At 58.1% G+C, this 18,273-nt stretch carries 15 protein-coding genes; 12 read left to right on the forward strand and 3 right to left on the reverse strand.

Annotation, left to right across the window (positions count from 1 at the left end):
* Positions 1 to 302: 302 nt before the first annotated feature.
* Entirely contained in the window at positions 303 to 1,226 is a 924-nt protein-coding gene (locus AC1DVN_RS05895; RefSeq protein WP_020968737.1) for a UTP--glucose-1-phosphate uridylyltransferase, read from the forward strand.
* Positions 1,227 to 1,325: 99 nt separating this feature from the next.
* Here the strand turns inward: AC1DVN_RS05895 and AC1DVN_RS05900 are convergent, their stop codons facing one another.
* Positions 1,326 to 1,649 (reverse strand): helix-turn-helix domain-containing protein, encoded by a 324-nt coding sequence (locus AC1DVN_RS05900; protein ID WP_020968738.1) that lies wholly within the window; start codon positions 1,647 to 1,649, stop codon positions 1,326 to 1,328.
* A gap of 348 nt (positions 1,650 to 1,997) precedes the next feature.
* Between AC1DVN_RS05900 and AC1DVN_RS05905 the strand changes: the two genes are divergently transcribed.
* A complete protein-coding gene (locus AC1DVN_RS05905; protein ID WP_051636457.1) occupies positions 1,998 to 3,173 on the forward strand; it encodes an O-antigen ligase family protein in 1,176 nt (391 codons plus the stop codon).
* 2 nt (positions 3,174 to 3,175) lie between these two features.
* Here the strand turns inward: AC1DVN_RS05905 and AC1DVN_RS05910 are convergent, their stop codons facing one another.
* Both AC1DVN_RS05910 and AC1DVN_RS05915 read right to left on the reverse strand, forming a co-directional pair.
* Complete coding sequence (locus AC1DVN_RS05910; RefSeq protein WP_477993614.1) at positions 3,176 to 4,627, reverse strand: glycosyltransferase; 1,452 nt, start codon at positions 4,625 to 4,627, stop codon at positions 3,176 to 3,178.
* Positions 4,621 to 6,087, reverse strand: a complete 1,467-nt coding sequence (locus AC1DVN_RS05915) for a hypothetical protein (protein WP_232816784.1) — start codon at positions 6,085 to 6,087, stop codon at positions 4,621 to 4,623. Before AC1DVN_RS05915 ends, AC1DVN_RS05910 begins: the two co-directional genes overlap by 7 nt.
* A gap of 850 nt (positions 6,088 to 6,937) precedes the next feature.
* On the opposite strand from AC1DVN_RS05915, the gene AC1DVN_RS05920 reads away from it, so the two are divergent.
* The 10 genes from AC1DVN_RS05920 to AC1DVN_RS05965 all read left to right on the forward strand — a co-directional run bounded on the left by AC1DVN_RS05920 (position 6,938) and on the right by AC1DVN_RS05965 (position 17,937).
* A complete protein-coding gene (locus AC1DVN_RS05920; RefSeq protein ID WP_029254699.1) occupies positions 6,938 to 8,458 on the forward strand; it encodes a sugar transferase in 1,521 nt (506 codons plus the stop codon).
* Between the two features lie 110 nt (positions 8,459 to 8,568).
* Positions 8,569 to 9,726, forward strand: a complete 1,158-nt coding sequence (locus AC1DVN_RS05925; RefSeq protein ID WP_157920623.1) for a glycosyltransferase — start codon at positions 8,569 to 8,571, stop codon at positions 9,724 to 9,726.
* A gap of 215 nt (positions 9,727 to 9,941) precedes the next feature.
* Positions 9,942 to 10,280 (forward strand): DapH/DapD/GlmU-related protein, encoded by a 339-nt coding sequence (locus tag AC1DVN_RS05930; protein WP_024487404.1) that lies wholly within the window; start codon positions 9,942 to 9,944, stop codon positions 10,278 to 10,280.
* Between the two features lie 26 nt (positions 10,281 to 10,306).
* The gene (locus AC1DVN_RS05935) at positions 10,307 to 11,587 is read left to right on the forward strand and encodes a glycosyltransferase (protein ID WP_232816938.1); all 1,281 of its coding nucleotides are present in this window, start codon (positions 10,307 to 10,309) and stop codon (positions 11,585 to 11,587) included.
* Positions 11,584 to 12,123 carry a DapH/DapD/GlmU-related protein gene (locus AC1DVN_RS05940; protein WP_080910161.1) on the forward strand — a complete coding sequence of 180 codons (540 nt, stop codon included), beginning with the start codon at positions 11,584 to 11,586 and terminating at the stop codon, positions 12,121 to 12,123. The genes AC1DVN_RS05935 and AC1DVN_RS05940 overlap by 4 nt, the downstream gene beginning before the upstream one ends.
* 70 nt (positions 12,124 to 12,193) lie before the next feature.
* Positions 12,194 to 13,405: a lipopolysaccharide biosynthesis protein gene (locus tag AC1DVN_RS05945; protein ID WP_158510647.1), complete on the forward strand. Its 1,212-nt coding sequence runs from the start codon at positions 12,194 to 12,196 to the stop codon at positions 13,403 to 13,405.
* Positions 13,398 to 14,462, forward strand: a complete 1,065-nt coding sequence (locus AC1DVN_RS05950; protein ID WP_020968748.1) for a polysaccharide pyruvyl transferase family protein — start codon at positions 13,398 to 13,400, stop codon at positions 14,460 to 14,462. Before AC1DVN_RS05945 ends, AC1DVN_RS05950 begins: the two co-directional genes overlap by 8 nt.
* Positions 14,463 to 14,562: 100 nt before the next feature.
* Positions 14,563 to 15,594 carry a GDP-mannose 4,6-dehydratase gene (gene gmd, locus AC1DVN_RS05955; RefSeq protein ID WP_020968749.1) on the forward strand — a complete coding sequence of 344 codons (1,032 nt, stop codon included), beginning with the start codon at positions 14,563 to 14,565 and terminating at the stop codon, positions 15,592 to 15,594.
* A complete protein-coding gene (locus tag AC1DVN_RS05960; protein WP_019747431.1) occupies positions 15,591 to 16,559 on the forward strand; it encodes a GDP-L-fucose synthase family protein in 969 nt (322 codons plus the stop codon). The genes gmd and AC1DVN_RS05960 overlap by 4 nt, the downstream gene beginning before the upstream one ends.
* Before the next feature lie 52 nt (positions 16,560 to 16,611).
* Positions 16,612 to 17,937: a UDP-glucose dehydrogenase family protein gene (locus AC1DVN_RS05965; protein ID WP_019747430.1), complete on the forward strand. Its 1,326-nt coding sequence runs from the start codon at positions 16,612 to 16,614 to the stop codon at positions 17,935 to 17,937.
* Positions 17,938 to 18,273 lie beyond the last annotated feature (336 nt).

Below are 18,273 nucleotides of genomic sequence, written 5' to 3' on the forward strand. Positions count from 1 at the left end.
GTTGACAGAGCAGTCCCTTTCCGATTGACGTCGAAATGCGGGCACGACCGTTCGCCACGGTAACGGGTAGTGAGCGGAGTTCGGTGCGGCCCTCGCGGAAGTGACAATGTGGGGTGGTGTGTAGCTCTCGCGCGCAACGAATTCCGAGTTCGAGTCGACTTGCGACGGCATCGGCTGCCCGGTAGACCTTGTGCGCAGGCTGTACATGCGATGTGAGCTTTCGGTCGTCGAAATGAGGGGACGACCGCTGCATGCGCGTAACGGTAAGTGTGTGGAGCATCGCGTGAGCGGAGAGGTGAACGATGACTGGATACTCTGAACGGCCTTTCAGGACTGCGGTGGTACCGGCTGCCGGGATGGGGACCCGCTTCCTTCCGGCCACCAAGACGATCCCGAAAGAGCTACTCCCCGTCGTGGATACGCCCGGGATAGAACTGGTTGCCAGCGAAGCGGCTCAGGCCGGTGCAGAACGCTTGGTGATCGTCACCGCGCCAGGCAAGGCATCGGTGATCGGTCACTTCGTCGAGGACCTGGTGCTCGAGGGCAAGCTCGCCGCGAGTGGAAAGCACCATCTGCTCGAGCGTGTGCGTCGAGCACCTGGCCTCATATCGGTGAAGCCTGTCGTCCAAGAAACCCCGCTCGGCTTGGGTCATGCCGTCGGTCTTGTCGAGTCGGTGTTGGATGCCGACGAGGACTCGTTCGCGGTGCTGCTTCCCGACGACCTGGTTCACCCCTGCGGCGTTCTCGATGCTATGGCGAAGGTCCGTGCCGAGCGTGGTGGTTCTGTGCTGTGCGCGTTCGACGTCGCGCCCGATCGTGTGGGTGCGTACGGAGTATTCGACGTCCAAGCGCCTGAGGAAGGCGATGACCCCGATGTGCTCGCGGTCGTCGGCATGGTGGAGAAGCCGGACCCGGCGGATGCTCCGTCCACCCTCGCCGCAGCCGGACGCTATCTGCTCGATCGCGCCGTGTTCGATGCGCTCCGGCGAATCTTGCCTGGGCAAGGTGGTGAGCTGCAGCTGACGGATGCGATAGCGCTGTTGATCGCGGAGGGGCATCCGGTTCACGTCGTCGTCCATCACGGAACCCGCCACGATCTGGGTAACCCGGGAGGCTTTCTGCGAGCATCTCTCGACCATGCGCTCAGTCGCACCGAGTACGGTCCGGAGTTGCGAGTCTGGCTCAAGGAACGATTGGATCAGCCGGATCCGCAGTTGACGTACTGAAGAATGCCGTCCTTGACAGCTGAGATCGGAATATGTTTTGGTGCAAGAGAATCCGCACCATTTTCGGTTAGTGCGTATGTGAATGTCGGTAGCCCGGATTCATTCGCTGCGTTTGTCGATACCGCGTCGGGTGAGTTCGTCCACCAGGGACTGTGTCGCAATCGTCGCGACGACCGACGGTGGAGTCGTTCCAGGCTCCGCCTCCTCAGAGGTCAGATAACCGGCGGCTACGAGGACCTCCATGATCGGAGCGTCGAAGACCTGACATGCCGTCCGCATCGTGTCCTGCGTGGGAGGGCGCTTGGCCGACAGCCATCGACTCAGCTCGGAAGGTCGAATCTTCAGCGCACGCGCAGCTTCCTGGATGTCGCCGAACGAGCGAAGTTCCAGTTGATTCTCGACCCATGCGGAGAAACCACTCATAGCGGTCATATTGCCTGAGCCGAGAGGTATATGCCACTTCCTTTCGGCCACGAGTCGAGGACAATTGGATATCTGCCATGTCGTGGCAAAGTTTTACGTCGACGATTCGCTTATTTGCAGTTACGCGACGTCGCCGACTGAGGCTGACTTCTGCGCTGAGCGGGGATTATTCAGCCCGGCGTTGGCGAAGGGTGAAATTGAGGGTGAAATGCATAAAATTCGATTGTCGGAAGCAGGAACTCAATGACAACGCCGAGTCAAATCAGACCTGAAGGCCTTCGGGATGATGCCGCTCCGACGGCAGGGCGAACAGGCAGAATTCCTTTGTCGCCGACTACCGCCGTCTGGATGGCGATCGCGGTCGTAGTTCCGATATACCGCTCGTTGCCCGGCGCCGTCACGCAGTTGTGGGCGATGGCAGTGCTTGCGGTCATCGTGGCGTCAGTAGCACTGGGACGAGTTGCTCGGCCGCAGTTTGTCGGCGTCTGGTTGATCGCCGGCTACGCCGCTCTTGTCGCCACGGTAACAGCAACGCGTGGCAGTGACGTCACCGGAAATCTCTACGTTGGAATCCAACTCTTCATTGTTCTCGGGCTCGGAATATTTGTGATGGTCGCCAATGTCCGGCGCGATCCGGAATTTGTCAGGCGTGTATGTATTGCGTTCATAGCAAGCCAATCGGTTTCTGCTCTGGTCGCCGCTATCCAATTGGCAGGTTCATCCGTCTTCGGTTTCGGTGTTGTGAACGGTCGTGCTCCAGGTCTGGCAGGTCACCCGAACGTTCTGGGCATCATGTCCTCACTTGCGCTGATTCTGTGCCTGGGGGCTGCAGTGCAAAAGGTCGGAAATCGGGTCGTTCTGGTGCTGATCTCGATTGTGAACGCGGTGGGACTGCTGGCAACCGGTAGCTTGAGTTCGTTGTCGGCGTGCGCGATCGGATTGATCGTGGTGGCGATTTCTTCGCGAGTGAAGATCGCCACCATCGTCAAGAGTTTTGTCGGTGCCTCCGTCCTCTTCTGGATCGCAATCACCTACACCGAGTTCGGAAAGCACCTGGAGACGCCGGCCGATCGATACCTTCAGGTCACAGGGCAGACCAAGGCCGTCAGCACTCTAGAGATCCGTAACGATACTTACGGATTCGCTTGGGACGCTATTCGTGCGCATCCGCTGTCCGGGGTGGGTTTGAACGCGGCCAATGCGGCCTCGTTCGACAACGTCACAGTCGTCCACAATGTGTTTCTACGATCCTGGTACCAAGGCGGGGTGGTGCTTGCCCTGGCTGTGGCACTGATCATCTGCGCGTCGGCATTGGTTGCGTTCAGATCGATGAAGTCCGGCAAGAACGCCGCCGCGGCCGGCGTTCTGGTCTCGATGATGACGTTCGCTCTGACATCGGCATTTTTCGAGCAGGCATACTACTGGCTACCGGTCGTACTCGCGTTTGCGTGTCTTTCGACCGACAGCGATCGGACCGCGAGCTCCAAAGCTCAACCGGCGCAACAATCTCCGATCGGGAACTGAGGCTACGTGTTCAGTCCGTGGAAGGTTTTCTCCCAGTACGACGGATTGCGTATCAACTGATAGGTGCCTTTTATGGCTGCGATGCTCATCAGTACCCAGTAGAGCGGAGCGGTGAAGCAGGCAATCAGCAGCATGGGATTCCGCGTCTCGCGGCACGCCACCAAGTTCATGTAAAGGACTGCAGCGTTACCGAAGACGAGTGACACGAGTGCCGGAAAGTAGACGTAGTTGGGAAATACGTCGTGGATGACCTCAGGCTGGCCGAGGATCCATCCGAGACTGATCAGCCAGAATGCCATGTTCAGCGTCGCCACGACGGGTGTACCCGCCATCAAGATCGTGAAGCGTAGAAATCCGACCGTGCCGAGTCCGCGCCACAGTTTCACGGGTTGACGCATGTGAACCAGCCAAGTCTGCAGGTAGCCCTTGTACCAGCGTGAGCGTTGTCGGATCCAGTTGATCGTGTCGCTGTTGGCCTCCTCCAGCGTCGTCGAGTTCAGAACAGCGGTCCGGTAGCCGCTCTCGGCGATGCGAACTCCGAGATCTGCGTCCTCCGTGACGTTGAAGGGATCCCAGGCGCCGATCTCGTCGAGCACACTTCGTCGAAGGTGATTGGACGTGCCCCCCAAAGGAATCGGTGACTGACTGCGCATCAGCCCAGGGAGGATGAAATTGAACCAGAGGGCGTAGTCGGCCGTGAACCATGCGGTCAACAAATTCTGAGTTCCGTTGTGAAATGCGAGTTTCGCCTGAACGCACGCAGTATTCGATGGAAGTTTTGCGAAAGTTGCTACCACACGACGTAACTGGAGCGGATCCGGAGAGTCCTCGGCGTCGTAGATGGTGATTATCTCGCCCGTAGAGAAGTGCAATCCGTAGTTACAGGCTTTGGGTTTGGTGCGCGGATCTGCAGCAGGGACCTTCAAGATACTCACCACAGCATCGACTCCGGCGGCAGTCGCAGCTTCGATAGTGACAGTGTCATCCTCTTCGAGGAGCAAGAGCACCTGCAATTTGTCCGAGGGGTAGTCGATCGCGCGCATAGCGGAAATCAGGTCTCCGACTACTTCCGGCTCGTTGTATGCCGGAACAAGGATTGTGTAGTGCGGGAGTTCTTCGTCCGAAAGCGAGCTTGCCTCTTGATCGCTGATCGTCATGATCGAGGAAGCATCCAAACCTCTTGTGAACAGCACGAGTCGATCAACCATCGCCCACACGTAACCGAGAGTGCACGCCAATGTGAGAACGATCAGCGTGGGAGTAAGGAAGAAGACCAGACACACCATGGTGATCACGAGAATCAGGAGCAGGATGTTGCGCTGCCACGGATAGAACGCAACTGATGCCGATGAAATCGGTTTGCGTTCACGCAGTCCGTTCACAGCGTCGTGGAGTGCGGCTCGTTTGAATTCTTCGGAGCTTTCGCCCTCAACCGAGAGATCGGGATCTACCACTTCTGTGCCTCCACGACGAGCCTTCCGAGTGACTGGAGCATACCTAGATCCTTGTACTGAGATTCGCTGTCCACAGTCGATATCCGGCCTCTGAGTAGAACGGCCAAGGTGTTGCTTCCATTCGAAGCCATTGATGGTTTCGGTTCGGGGAACAAGGCATTCGGTTCATGATTGTCCACTGTCAAGAGTGTGACGCGTTGTGCGGCACCGTCGCCGCGTGTCCACACGAAATTGAGGTTGCTCCAGGTGAGTAGGAGGGAGTCGTCGACAACTGTGTACATTTCCGCGACGACTCCACGACTCAACTCGACTCGTACGGTGGGGCTGACACGTGCGTTCTGGAGATCATAAGTTGTATTGCTCGGATAGACAGACAGAGTAGACGGGCGACGCACTTGAACAACGTCCATTTGGACAGTGCGTGGGCGCATCTGGGTGTCCCAGGCAGGATTGGGCGTATCAGCACGAATCGTCTGGCGAGTGAGTGCCGAAGTGGAACCGAAGTATTTTCTCGGCCAATCGTATTCGTTGGTCGAGATTTCACGCCAACCAGCGGGGACGATGAGGCGTGGATCAGCAGTCGCCGGCGGGCCTACCGAGACCGGAACGCCCTGAGCGGTGGGCACCGGCGTAAAGAACATCACGATCGCCGCGGCGAACACCACCAGGATCGTCCAGTTGCTGGTCGACGTCGAAGGATTCCGGAGCGGACGCTCGAACGGCTTCCATGACCTTCCACGTCGCTCGTACAGGTAGAAGAACCCGCCTACCAGTAAAGCGCTACCTAGTGCTGGTAGCAGCTGGATGCTGAACAAGGGTGCAGTCGGGTACTGACGGGAGAGATAGTAGACCAAGGCGGCACCCAGGACGGACGAGCCGACGAACCCGGCGAATCCTCGTCTCCAGGTCCTACTGACGGCGATCGTCGTTGCGGCCGAAGCGACCAGCACCATGATGATGCTGTAGTCGAATCGAGTGCCGCCGAGTTCAGTCGCCAGCGTGCGGTAGATGAGCGGCGCCAGGACGATCGGAACAACCCAGATTGCCCAGTAGCGGTTCACCGGACGCAGCCCGAACATGAGAACCGCTGCGCTCCAGACGAATACCCAAGCCGCGATTACATCGATATGCATCAGTTCATAGTTCTCGGCAAAACGTGGCATGAGGAGTGCCTGTAAACCCAGAGAGACAAGTAAGCCGATACCGCCGACAATCTTGTCCGTCTCGCGGTCGTGGATCGGAAGGTCCGGGCCTCGCCGCAAATCTGTTCCGACGGCGGCTATCAGGCAGAGCAAGGGGAGGACAAAAACGTATCCGATGGCGGTACCGCTCGCGGTGCTCCTCCACAAATTGGTCCAGGTAGGCCAGAAAGCAAAGATTGTCGCGGCTGCAATCATCAGCCAACGTACTGTGAGGCGGGGGATAATTCCCGACTGCGTGCGTAGGTCGCGAATCTTCAAGATATGTAGTCCTATTCGAACTGGTCGTCTACTCCGGCCGTGTCGGCTGCAGCGAGGTTGTGTAAGCGAACCCGACTTTTGTCGACCTTACGTGATCGATCGCAAGGTGCGAATCCGCACACCGGCCGATGCGGAATGGCCGAAGCCGGGTAAGAATCTCACATATTGAGACGAAGGAAAAATTTCTTTTCGGGGCCGGTTAGTTGCGAACTGGACGAGCGACCTGTTCTTGTTCTGATGTTGATGCCTGTATCAGCAAGGGCTGTAGTGCTATTCGCCTTCGAATTGCACATCGAAACGGCAATAGGGACCAAGATCCCTGTCGGGGACGTAGGTCCCCAACGGCGCAGGCACCTTCTGTCGGCGAAAGTCATAGCGTTGGTTACCAATGGAAATGATCCTCTGTTCAGGCGGTATCGGTAATGCGGTGCCCTTTGGCAACCGCCTACTGGCGAGTAAGGTCCTCCCGTTTGCCGCACTTTCGTTGAAGTAACGCGATAGTTGCTTCTGAATCGATCTCTCGTCCAGTTGTTCCAGTCGATCCGCCGCCGAAGGGCGAGAGGCAAAGCGCTTGCGCTGCGGCCATATTGGAATAGGTGGGGGTGTGGGCGGCTACAGGCCTGAACTGGGATGACTTTGCGTTTGATCCTGCGCTCGGACAGTGCTGCAATGTAATCCAATCGGAGCGTGAGAGCGTTCCGATTCTCGAACAATTGCACTCTTCGGATCGAAGCGAGCAATTTGCTGTTCCAGTGGATTGCTCAAATCTGGTGAATCACGCTCAACACCTGTCAACGACACACGGATTCAACGACACACGGATTCCACGAATAAGGAAGGGACTGATCACGTGACGGCGCTCGACGTGTCCACACTGGGCAAGACCAAGCACACGCTTCCCCGCGCAGTGCCCGACCTCCGCCGCGGATCGACTTCTCGGAGGGAATGGGAAACGGCATACCGCAGAAGGCTGTTCCTGGGCGATTCGGTGATCATCGTGGCGACGGTTTTTCTGGCTCAATGGCTACGATTCGGCGGAGACGGCCGTGCGGTAAGCCCCGGAATCCTCGGGCAACTCAGCTACACCGGTGTGTCAATTGCATTGGCGGCGATGTGGTTATCGTCTTTGGGGATCTTCCGCACTCGCTCGATTCGTGTGATCGGCAGCGGCCCCGAGGAGTACAGACGAATCTTCGTCGCGACAGTTCGCCTCTTCGGTCTCATTGCGATTGTCAGCTTGCTGTTGCAGTTGGACATCGCACGGCTCTATCTGGCCTTCGCATTTCCGGTCGGTCTGACCGCACTGATGGCGAGCCGCTGGATCTGGCGAAAGGTGATCGCGCGGAAGCGGTCTCGCGGCGATTTTCAGACGTCCGTCTTGGTCGTGGGAAGCCCGGTTGCAGTCAAGAAAATGGCCCAGACCTTCGAACGAGCTCCCGGTGACGGGTACCGGGTAGTGGGCGTCTGCCAACCCAGTCAACTAGGACGTCGCGACAGAGTCATAGTGGTCGACGGCAACGAAATACCGGTCCTAGGCGACGAGCACGACGTGACCGACGCACTCGATTTGGTCGGTGCCGATGCGGTGGCGGTTACGGCGACGGAACACCTCGGCTACGACGGTATGCGGAAACTGGCCTGGGATCTGGAGTGTAAGGACGTCGATCTTGTTGTGGCACCGGGAATCCTGGATGTTTCCGGTCCGCGACTGTCGATGCGGCCGGTGGCGGGCCTTCCACTGATTCACGTCGAACGTCCGCGATACCATGGTGCTCAACGGTTCGCCAAGACAGCCTTCGACGTCGTTTTCGCATCTGTCATTCTCATTTTGATCAGTCCCGTTTTGATCGTGACGGCCTTGGCAGTCAAGTTCACCAGTCGGGGTCCTGTGCTCTATCGGTCGGAGCGAATGGGATTGGACGGGGTTCCCTTTCCGATGCTGAAGTTCCGATCGATGGTTCAGAACGCAGATACGCAGGTCGACAGCCTGCTGTCGGATAACGAGGGCGCCGGCGTCCTGTTCAAGATGCGTGACGATCCTCGGGTTACCAAGGTGGGGCGCGTCATTCGAAAGTTTTCGATTGACGAGTTGCCTCAGTTCGTCAATGTGCTCCGTCGCGAGATGAGCGTAGTTGGCCCGAGACCGCCGTTGAGGCGTGAGGTAGAGGCATACGACGGGGCCGTCAAAAGGCGACTGCTGGTCAAACCGGGTATCACCGGTTTGTGGCAGGTGAGCGGGCGCTCGGATCTTTCGTGGGAAGAAACCGTTCGGCTGGATCTGTCCTATGTCGACAACTGGTCGATGGTCGGGGACGTGATGATCGTCGTGAAGACGCTCAAAGCCGTAATGGCTAGTGACGGCGCATACTGATCCGTTCAGTCAGTCTTTCGTATTCGTATCGCGAATCCGATTCGCCATTCCCGGCGAACTCTGCCTGGGATCCGAAGTAAGGGAACTGCGCAATGCACACTGGCCAATCGGTGGTGCTCGATGAGAACTTTGGGGGAGCAGGCTCGATGTCATCAACAAAATACTCGATGTATTTGGCGGTGATTCCAACCTATCGGAATCCGTGCATCGAGGTGTTGCGTGAGATGGAAGAAGGAAATCTCGATATTCTCGCTTCGGACTACGGGCTGGATTCCACGGTGCGAACTGGCATCGACAAGGATTTCTACGACCGCGTTCGACGGATCGGAATCTTCGGTGACAAGGTTCTTCTTCAGGTGGGTTCTTGGAAAAATCCGCTTTCCGCGTCCGTGACTATCCTGGATTTGAATCCCCGTAGTCTCACATCGTGGAGTATTTTGGTCCTTCGACGAATAGCGCGTCGCCGTACTCTTCTTTGGGGCCATTTGCATCCCAGGCAAGGTTCTTCGTCGAAGACGGCTTTCCTTCGGCGAACGATGCGCCGCTTGTCTCAGGGGACCATTCTTTACGGGTACGCCAGTGTGGTCCCAGCCAAGCTCGAGGTTCCAGGCCAACCAGTTTGGGTTGCACCCAATTCTTTGTACAAACGCGCTGACATCAACGCTGGTAACATCGGCGAATCGCGTAGATCAATTGTCTATGTCGGCCGATTGGTTGCCGAGAAGAACGTCGATCAATTGGTTCCAGCTTTCCACCGATCGGGCCTCGTAGACGAGGGTGCCGTGTTGGAAATCGTGGGTTTCGGCAATGCGGTGGAAACGATAGAACGGCAAATTCTCGATTTAGGTCTGGAAGAGTCCGTTGTGGTACACGGTCGCATTGAAAGTCCGATCGAACTTGCTGAAATCTACGCACGCTCAATCATGTCGATCTCTCCCGGATACGTCGGGTTGAGTGTCACTCAGAGTTTGGGATTCGGAGTCCCGATGCTGTACCCCGAGGACGCCCCGCACGCCCCCGAGATCGAACTTGCTGCTGTCGGTCCTATGCAGAGTTACTCACCGACGACCGAGGAGTCGCTGGCTGCGGCGCTGCGAGACTACTTCCTGCATCTTGTCTCCAATCCCGTTCCAGCGGAGGAAGTTTCAGCGAAGGTCGGGGATCTCTATTCCGCCGAAACCATGGCATCGGGGATCTCTGCTGCGTTGCGAGGTCAGGTCGTCGAATTCGACAATGAGGGATGGCCCAAGGAGATGGTCGTACGATGAGCAACCGATCACGCCTACCGTCAGGTGTCAGGCGAGCCCTTCGCGGAATTATGAATGGACTCGCAATATCGAACGGGAATGTTTCAGTAGGGCGCGACTTCAACGCCGGCCGTGGAGCTATCATCAGTGCGCCTCACCGACTGAATATCGGCGATAATGTCAGTGTCGGACCCCGAACCGTTATTCAGGTAGACGGCTCCATCGGATCCCACGTCATGATCGGAATGAACGTCTACATCGTGGGGCGCGAAGACCACGCGATCGACGAGGTGGGTATTCCGATGCTCGCGTCGACGTGGGTGGGGGACCGTCAGCCTGGTGCCCGCGATTCTGTCGAAATTGGAACAGACGTATGGATAGGCGCCTGTTCGGTGATATTGAGCGGTGTGAAGATCGGTGACGGTGCGGTTATCGGAGCCGGTTCGGTCGTGACGAACGACGTCGAGAGTTTCTCGGTGAATGTCGGAGTTCCGGCACGGAAAGTCGCCGAACGATTCGAGAGTGACACGCAGAGAAGTGCACACCTGCAAGCTGTGCACGGACTGCCGTCCTGAGTTAGCTGAAAAGGGAAATGAGCACGATGGATAATCAGGGAAATAAAATCCTGATCGTGGGAATCAACTATTCTCCTGAGCCAACCGGTATCGCTCCGTACACGGAGGGTTTGGCAAATGCGATAGCGGATGCCGGTGCTGACGTCAGGGTAGTGACAGGGTATCCGCACTATCCATTCTGGCGAAAGATGGATGGCTTCTCAGGTCTGTCCTCCGTAGAGCAGTCGGAAAATCTGACGGTTCAAAGACTTCGTCATTACATCCCTCGGAATCCCAGCTTCCTGCGAAGAATTCTGATGGAGGCAAGTTTCGCTTTGAGAGCGACCTGGGCGACTCTTTTCCATCGAGCAGACCTCATACTGTGTTTAAGTCCTACACTTTTGTCCTCGGCGGCATTTGTCATCAGGACCAGGCTCCTTCGGTCGCGCACACCCGTGGTGCTGTGGGTGCAGGACTTCTACGGACTGGGCGCGTCCGAGACCGGTCAGCTGAGCGGAGGCCTGTCGTCTCTCGTTGATCGAGCCGAATCCTGGATCTTGCGAAAGTCCGATCACGTCGTCGTGATCCATCCGCGGTTCGCGAAGCATGCTCAGGACAACCTCGGAGTCGACTCGAGCAGCGTCACAGTCATCAGGAACTGGACCCACCTGGATCTCTCCCAGTCTGCCTGCACCCGAGAAGATTCGCGAAAGCGATTGGGCTGGGGGCCGGAACAGAAGATAGTTCTGCATGCCGGCAATATGGGTGCCAAGCAAGGGCTCGAGAACGTAGTGGACGCCGCGCGTTTACTTGGGCCGCGGCAGTCCGACATCAAATTCGTGCTGATGGGTGATGGGAATCAGCGGGCCCATCTCGAAGAGCTGTCCGAGGGATGCACCGGGATCGAATTCATGGATCCTGTTGGCGGCGAGGACTTCACCGATGTGCTGCGAGCAGCGGACGCACTACTTCTCAACGAGTTGGCCGATCTTCGCAGTATGGCCGTTCCGAGCAAACTCACATCGTATTTCGCTTCAGGGGTACCCGTCGTCGCGGCTACGTCTTCGGACAGTGCCTCCGGCGAGGAGATCGCCCTGTCCGGGGCGGGAGTACGTGTTGACGCCGGAAATCCGGAAGCATTGGTACGTGAAATAGAGATGCTGGTATCCGACCCCGTCCGTGCCACTCAACTCGCGCGAAACGGGGGGGAGTACGTGCACGAAACCTTGTCTCCCGGCTCTGCCACCACGGCGTTCGGTGACCTCTTCGACGGACTCATCAATCGAGACAGTTTGCCGACTCGACCGACGCAAGCCCGAGCGCGATGACACACCCGCAGCTCTCCCTCGGTGAATTCACCGGGGCAGGATACGACAAGGGACGTCCGGCATCAGTGCAGGTCGCCTGGCTCGCGGTGGCACCACTGTTCCGGGCCTGGTTCGTGCCGGCGCGCATACGAGTTGCCATTCTCAGACTGTTCGGCGCTCAGATCGGTGATGCAGTCCTGATTCGGCACGGCGTGAAGATCCATTGGCCGTGGAAACTGTCGATCGGTGATAACACTTGGGTGGGTGAGGGAGCATGGATCCTCAATCTCGAACCGGTGAGTATCGGGTCGAACAGTTGTGTCTCGCAGGACGTCTTTCTGTGCGCGGGCAGTCACAGCAGAAAGTCACGGACTTTCGAGTTCGACAACGGACCGATCGTCATCGGCGACGGAGTGTGGATTGCGGCCAGGTCCACAATTCTCCGTGGCACGTCGGTCGGTGACCACTCGGTTATCGGCGCAAATTGCCTTGTTACATCTGATGTTCCGGCGAGTTCGATCGTCCGCGCCCCGGCTTCGTCGATCGGACGACCATGAAGGGCGCACGACCGCGCTGCGCCGGGGTTCCGCACTCGTTCGAGTGCCCGGGTGGTGGAACATGAAGGTGATGACGAACCCCCTGGTGGTTCAGTTCACGGGAATCGCCGGCGGACGTCTTGTCGGTGCGTTGATTCAGGCACTGAGTATGGTCCTACTCGCGCGTATCTCCGGTCCGTCCGGCTTTGGAATCTTCGCTGCGGCTTATGGTGTCGGACTGGTGCTTCAGACCATTCTGAACTTCGGGTTCACCCCATTTCTGGTTCGGATCCGTGCGTTGGGTGACCAGGACCCCCTCATCGCGTCGACCTTGGAGTTCTCGCGCCGCGCCAACCTGGCCGTTGGTGCATTGCTGGCATTTACCGCGGCGGTAGCCGCGGTCTTCGAGCCGAAGCTTTGGTTCGTAGTGCCGTTGACAGCTTGGGTTGTTCTGGACAATTACGTCGAGACGCTGCTCTCGCTACCACTCGCTGACGGGAATACCTGGCAGAACGCGGTGTCGTTGCTCCTCCGGCGAGCACTTGCTCTCGTTTTTGTTGCGGCGGCTTGGCTCGCAGGAGTCGACGCAGTGTTCTGGTATTCCGTGGGCCTCGCGTTCTCTTCGATGATCGCTGTCTTCGTGGCCATTCGGCTCGGACCGGCGATCACTCGTGTGAGATCGAGACGCTCGTACAAGTCGATCATCGGCAAGTCTTCGCACTTCTGGTTGAATTCCGTTGCTACTCAGACGCGCAACTTCGACGTACTGCTGGTTGGACTTGTCACGTCGCCGGCCGTCTCCGGAATCTACGGCGTGACGAGTCGTATCACCACGCCGTTGCGGCTGATTCCCACATCATTTGCGGCAGTTCTCATGCCGGCGGCGGCGCGCTCGACGACCGGGCGAATCACCCAGGGCATTCTGCGACCCGCGATGTACGTATGCATCGCAAGCGCGGTGATCTTCGGTGTGATCGCAGCTGCCATACCTGTGCTCGTTCCACCGATTTTGGGCGATGCGTACGTAGACGCGGTACCGGTAATGCAGGTCGTCTGCTTCAGTTTGATCTTCGCAGCGATCTCGTCCCAATTGAATGCGATTCTGCAAGGTACGGGCAGAGTTGAAATTGTCTCCTACATAACGGTTGTGAGCACCTTGATCTGCCTCGTCGGAATCGTGCTTGCTGCCCCCCGTTACGGGGCGCTCGGAGCGGGGTGGTCGCTCTCGCTCAGCTATGTACTTCAAACCGCATTGCTGACCTGTGTCGTTGTCGTTGCAATGAGGAGGGATCCCCATGCGTAGGTTCTTCATGAGTATCGCAGCAGCTCAGGGCAATCTGGGTGACATCGAGATACGGCGAACAGCAGTCGACTACATGCGTGAACTGGGGTTCAAACCCGTTGTCTTTTCCGGCAGTATGAGCGCGGAGTACGTCGATGCCTTCGATTGGGAACCAACCGACGAGGTCATGGATTCGGGTATCAGCTTCTGGCGAGCGATTTTGTCCGATACGGTGCGCCGAAAGCGGGCAGTGATCGTGATGGCACCTGGGCCGGCGGTTCTGGGGGCTTCAGCAGCAAGCGTCGTCAAGCACTCGTTGTTGGTGACAGTCTTTGCGGTGCTGCGCATTTTCGGTACACGAGTCCTCGTTTTGGGACGGTCGATCGAGGTGCGAAGCTCGATGGCGGCAGTACCCGAGAAGATCCTCGTCGGCGTAGCCGACGTCTACGCGGCACGTGACAAAAGGACGTGTGAGTACCTGCGAGGCAAGAGTCGGTTCTATCCCGATCTCGCGTTCCGGGCCGGCGTATCCGACGGAGCGAAGTCTGCAGGCCGAGAATCTGCGAGCCGAGAAATAGCCTTGCTTTCACTTCGGCATGACCGACCGGTGAACTACGCGGTTCTTCGGTCGATCCACAGTCAGGTCGAGGCAATCGGCTTGAATCTGGTGGCCTGCTGCCAAGTTGCCGAGGACGACAACCACAATCGTGAAGTTGCTGCAACGCTGGGTATTCAGTACGTGGGATGGGACGATGACGTGACCCATCGGCAACAGGAGTCCGCTGTCCGCGCCCTGTACGAGCGCGCTGCCGTAACCATCAGTGACCGCCTCCATGTTTTGATCCTGAGCGCTCGAGGCGGATCGATACCGGTGATGGCGGGCAGCAGTTCGGTACCGAAGCTGAGGGATTCGCTGGAACCGGTACTCGCGCCGCAGGCCTCCTGGATGGACGATGCGACGGGTGGCAGCTTGAATCTCGGGCATGACGAATCTACCCGTATCTCTCGCGGAATGGATTCCGCTGCCGCGGAACTGGAGGATTTGAGATCGCGGATCAAGGGGGCAGTAATGCCGTGAGGGTTTCTCAGTTCTGGTTGTGGGTTCGTTACTCCCACACAACACAATTCGGCCGATGACTACTCGCAGACAAGTATCTGCTTCGAGGACGGAGTTTCAAGTGAAACGTGCACTGATTACCGGAATTACAGGCCAAGACGGTTCATACCTGGCCGAGCTGTTGTTGAGCAAGGGATACGAGGTCCACGGACTTATTCGTAGGTCGTCCACGTTCAATACAGCTCGAATCGATCACATGTATGTGGATCCCCACACGCCGGATGCAAAACTGTTCCTTCACTACGGAGATCTCAGCGACGGGGCGCGTTTGGTCACTCTTCTCGCACAGATACGCCCGGACGAGGTCTACAACCTCGCAGCGCAGTCCCACGTGCGGGTGAGCTTCGACGAGCCAGAACATACCGGTGACACCACGGGAATCGGGTCGATCAGGTTGCTCGAAGCAGTCCGGATGGCTGGTCTCGAATGCAGGTTCTACCAGGCGTCCAGTTCCGAGATGTTCGGTGCGACACCGCCTCCGCAAGACGAGCAGACTCCCTTCTACCCGCGATCGCCGTACGGTGCGGCGAAGGTGTACTCGTACTGGATCACCAAGAACTACCGCGAGGCGTACGGGATCTTTGCCGTGAACGGAATTCTGTTCAACCACGAATCTCCCCGGCGAGGCGAAACATTCGTCACTCGCAAGATCACGCGAGCGGTGGCGCGGATCAAGGCCGGTCTGGAAAGCCATTTGTATATGGGCAATCTCGATGCAATCCGCGACTGGGGCTATGCGCCGGAGTACGTGGAGGGAATGTGGAGAATGCTTCAGGCCGACGAACCGGACGATTACGTGCTCGCGACAGGCGGTAACTACTCGGTCAAGGATTTCCTGACGGTGGCCTTCGAGCACGCCGGCCTGAACTGGGAAGATCACGTGCGCTTCGACGAGCGCTATCTGCGGCCGACGGAAGTAGATGCGTTGATCGGAGATGCCGGTAAGGCGGAGCAGAAGCTCGGTTGGAAGGCGACTGTGCATACCCCGGAGCTGGCTCGAATCATGGTCGATGCGGACATCGAGGCTCTGACGTGTGAGGGCAAGCCCTGGATCGACCGTCCGAACCTGGTGGATTGGGAGCACGCTCGATGACGGGGGAGTACACGCAGAAGTCCCTCGATCGGAGCGACGCGGTATACGTTGCGGGCCATCGTGGACTCGTTGGTTCAGCGATTTGGCGTCGTTTGGAAGCCGACGGCTTCAATCGCCTTGTCGGTCGCACGTCCGCCGAACTCGATCTTCGCGACCGCGGTGCCGTGTTCGAATTCTTCGCCGCTGAGAGGCCGAAGAACGTGGTCCTCGCGGCGGCCAGAGTGGGCGGGATACTGGCGAACAGCACACTGCCGGTGGACTTCATCTCCGACAACCTTCGCATCCAGGTGAACGTGATGGACGCGGCGGCCGAATTCGACGTAGATCGCCTTCTATTCCTCGGATCATCCTGCATCTACCCGAAATTCGCGCCTCAACCGATTCGCGAAGAGTATCTACTGACCGGTCATCTGGAACCGACGAACGATGCATATGCCATCGCAAAGATCGCGGGAATCCTGCAGGTACAGGCTGTTCGCAAGCAGTTCGGGCGACCGTGGATCTCCGCGATGCCGACGAACCTCTACGGCCCGGGTGACAACTTCTCTGCCAAGGGCTCTCATGTGCTGCCGGCCCTCATCAGGCGCTTCGACGACGCGCGCCGTGATGGAGCTGCGTCAGTCGTGAACTGGGGCAGCGGGACGCCGAGGCGCGAGTTTCTCCACGTCGACGACATGGCGGATGCCTGCCTTCATTTGCTCGACCACTATGACGGAGCAGAACACGTCAATGTTGGTACGGGCGAGGACCAGAGTATCGCGGAGATTTCCGCGATCGTGGCGGACGAGATCGGGTTCGACGGCGAGATCGAATGGGATCACTCGAAACCTGACGGGACGCCGCGGAAGTTGCTTGACATCGGGAAGCTTCGAGATTTGGGGTGGCAGCCCAGGATCGATCTTCGTGCGGGGATCGCATCGACCGTGGAGTGGTATCGACAGAATGTCGATTCGATCAGGACATGAAGTACTACAGCATTATTCGACGTAAACCCGACTTCGACAGGCAGACATCGTTATGACTTCTCGTATTGCGGTATTCGGCACCGGCTACCTCGGGGCGACACATGCAGCTTGCATGGCCGAGTTGGGTCACGAGGTTCTCGGGGTGGATGTTGATCCGAACAAGCTCGCTATGCTCGAAGCTGGGGAGGTTCCCTTCTACGAACCGGGCCTCGAGGAAGTGCTGCGCCGCAACATAGCCGCGGGACGTCTTCGATTCACGGCTTCCTACGAGGAGGCCGCAGAGTTCGCCGATATCCATTTCCTCGGCGTCGGTACGCCGCAGAAGAAGGGGGAGTTCGCGGCCGACATGCGTTTTGTCGATTCGGTGATCGAGACGCTTGCACCCCTCTTGACCAGGCCGACCGTCATTTTCGGGAAATCAACTGTGCCAGTGGGTACAGCAGAGCGATTGGGTTCGCGGGCAAGGGAACTGGCCCCTGCCGGACAAGACGTCGAGGTGGCGTGGAACCCGGAATTTCTCCGGGAAGGCTACGCGGTGAAAGACACGCTTCACCCGGACCGGCTTGTGCTCGGGGTCGACCGTAATCGACCCGGACGTGCGGAATCGGTTGCGCGTGAAGTGTACGAGCAGCTCTTGAACGAAGGTATTCCCTTCGTTGTGACCGACCTTGCGACTTCGGAGTTGGTCAAAGCGTCAGCCAATGCATTTCTGGCGACGAAGATCTCGTTCATCAATGCGATCTCGGAGGTGTGCGAGGCATCGGGCGCGGATGTGACCGTTCTTGCCGATGCCATCGGCCACGACGAGAGAATTGGTAGGCGATTCCTCAACGCCGGAATCGGTTTCGGTGGTGGCTGCCTACCTAAGGACATCCGTGCTTTCATGGCACGTGCGGGTGAGCTGGGAGCAGACCAAGCACTCACTTTCCTACGCGAAGTCGACAATATCAACATGCGTCGTCGTACTCGGATGGTCGAACTGGCTCGAGAAGCGTGTGGTTCTCTACTCGGAGCCAATGTGGCGGTTCTCGGTGCAGCCTTCAAGCCTGACTCCGACGACGTGCGCGACTCACCTGCGCTGAACGTTGCCGGCCAGATTCAGCTCCAAGGCGCTGCCGTCAATGTCTATGACCCGAAGGCCATGGGAAACTCGAAGGCGTTGTTCCCCACCCTCACTTACACTTCGAGTGCACTTGACGCGTGTGCAGGGGCTGATGTCGTCTTGGTTCTGACCGAGTGGACCGAGTTTCGAAAGTTGTTGCCGTCGGATCTCGAAGCGGTCGTCCGCAAGAAGGTCATCATCGACGGACGTAACTGCCTGGAACCGACCACCTGGCGCGACGCAGGGTGGACCTATCGAGGTCTTGGAAGGCCGTAGATCGGTGAAACCCTCAGTGAGGGATGGTTATTGCACGGCGTCGAGGGGAGTGCCCGCGTGTCTGGGACGAAGGTCCGTCAGTAGATGAACTATTCCGGTGTGGAAACTTCGATCGCCGCCCGTCGATTTCGGGGCGAGTGGTGTTTGCCCTGTTCGATTGGTGTGCACCGGCTTCCGGTGGCGGCGGGCGTTGTTGGATGTTCGCGGACTTTGGTCCTACGGCCGGCTGAGGGTGTGTGATCTTCGCGTGGTCAGCACATTCGGCTGGCGAAATCGAGGGGTTTCGATGCTGCGTTGCGGTGGTGAAAAGAACCACGACACAGTAGAGTTCAGCCT

The sequence above is a fragment of the Rhodococcus sp. P4_E4 genome, from assembly GCF_056401575.1.

Coding starts and splice junctions, on each gene's coding strand:
- AC1DVN_RS05895 (WP_020968737.1), top strand. CDS start 303: ATGACTGGATACTCTGAACGGCCTTTCAGGACTGCGGTGGTACCGGCT.
- AC1DVN_RS05900 (WP_020968738.1), bottom strand. CDS start 1,649: ATGAGTGGTTTCTCCGCATGGGTCGAGAATCAACTGGAACTTCGCTCG.
- AC1DVN_RS05905 (WP_051636457.1), top strand. CDS start 1,998: ATGGCGATCGCGGTCGTAGTTCCGATATACCGCTCGTTGCCCGGCGCC.
- AC1DVN_RS05930 (WP_024487404.1), top strand. CDS start 9,942: ATGATCGGAATGAACGTCTACATCGTGGGGCGCGAAGACCACGCGATC.
- AC1DVN_RS05935 (WP_232816938.1), top strand. CDS start 10,307: ATGGATAATCAGGGAAATAAAATCCTGATCGTGGGAATCAACTATTCT.
- AC1DVN_RS05940 (WP_080910161.1), top strand. CDS start 11,584: ATGACACACCCGCAGCTCTCCCTCGGTGAATTCACCGGGGCAGGATAC.
- AC1DVN_RS05945 (WP_158510647.1), top strand. CDS start 12,194: ATGACGAACCCCCTGGTGGTTCAGTTCACGGGAATCGCCGGCGGACGT.
- AC1DVN_RS05950 (WP_020968748.1), top strand. CDS start 13,398: ATGCGTAGGTTCTTCATGAGTATCGCAGCAGCTCAGGGCAATCTGGGT.
- AC1DVN_RS05960 (WP_019747431.1), top strand. CDS start 15,591: ATGACGGGGGAGTACACGCAGAAGTCCCTCGATCGGAGCGACGCGGTA.
- AC1DVN_RS05965 (WP_019747430.1), top strand. CDS start 16,612: ATGACTTCTCGTATTGCGGTATTCGGCACCGGCTACCTCGGGGCGACA.